The organism is Geobacillus sp. PK12, from assembly GCF_004123125.1.
GTDB classification, from domain to species: Bacteria; Bacillota; Bacilli; order Bacillales; family Anoxybacillaceae; genus Geobacillus; species Geobacillus zalihae.
This window is the reverse complement of sequence record NZ_SDKL01000088.1, coordinates 1-1,199: the sequence shown is the minus strand read 5'-3', so window position 1 is coordinate 1,199 and position 1,199 is coordinate 1. Positions and strand designations below refer to the sequence as shown.

Annotated in this window: 1 protein-coding gene; it reads left to right on the top strand. The window is 41.9% G+C overall.

Annotation, left to right across the window (positions count from 1 at the left end; all coding sequences use genetic code 11):
- Nucleotides 1-134: 134 nt before the first annotated feature.
- A protein-coding gene (locus ETR37_RS17805; protein WP_015374552.1) for an IS630-like element ISBs2 family transposase occupies nt 135-1,179 on the top strand; the annotation gives its coding sequence in 2 pieces (ribosomal slippage) (nt 135-638 and nt 640-1,179; 1,044 coding nt in all).
- Nucleotides 1,180-1,199 lie beyond the last annotated feature (20 nt).

Here is a 1,199-nt window from a genome sequence, read left to right as displayed (position 1 = left end):
GCTTCGCGGTCAAATGGATTCGTCATGAACTGGCGAAACGTGGTCAACATCATGCTATATAAATTGAAATAAAGGTTTTCTCCCGTTCCACGGCGAATAAATATAAAGAGAAAATAGGGGAACGGAGAGAAAATATGATGCCAAATCACAAAGACGAGATCGAAAAGTTGTCCACTGCCATGAAAGAAGCAAAAAGTAAACGAGCATATGAACGCTACCAAGCGATTTATCTTCATTTGCAGGGATATACCAAAGGAGAAATCGCAACGATTATTGGTCGATCCAAGAAAACTATTTATAACTATATTCATGCCTACGCCCAGCGCGGTCTTGATGGACTGGAGATGAAATACTCACCTGGCGCCCCACGTCGATTGACCCCTGAGCAGGAAAAAGAGCTGGCTTTGATCATTGAACATCAGCTCCCCGTAGATGTGGGATTCGAAGCAAAATATAATTGGACGCTTGCGATAATCGCTGAACTCATTCAACAAAAGTGGGGGCCAACATACACGCTTCGCGGAACAAGTGACATTCTGCATCGGTTAGGGCTAAGCTATACGAAACCGACCTATACACTAGCCAATGCCGATGAAGAGAAACAAAAAGAATTCGTCGAAATCACCTTCCCTGAAGTAAAAAAAACTGGTAGATGGGAACATCGCCCATGTCCTCTTTCAAGATGAGTCGATGATTCGTGATTACCAAGCGATTCAAAAAACATGGTTTGTCAAAGGAAAACAACGAATCATTCCGACGTTTGGAAAACATCAAGGGCTGAAGCTGATTGGCACGTTGAACTACGAAACAGGGGAAGTGTTTTGCATCGAAGAAGAACGCTATGACGCGGAAACATTTCTTCGATTTCTTCAACTTGTGTTAGAACGCTATCCCACAGGCAAAATAGTGATGATTTTAGATAACGCTCGAATTCACCATGCCAAACTCATTCAGCCATTTTTAAAAGAACACGAAGATCGGTTAGAGCTCGTCTTTTTGCCACCATACAGTCCGCAATTGAACTTGATTGAAGGGCTATGGAAATGGCTGAAATCAGACGTGATTTACAACGTGTTCTATTCGAGTGTGCAAGAAATTAGAAAGAATGTCCAAGCCTTTATTCAGCGAATCAACCAGAAACCAGAACAAACGATCGATCGTTTGTGTGTTCAGTTGTAAATCTTTAATTCAACTTATAT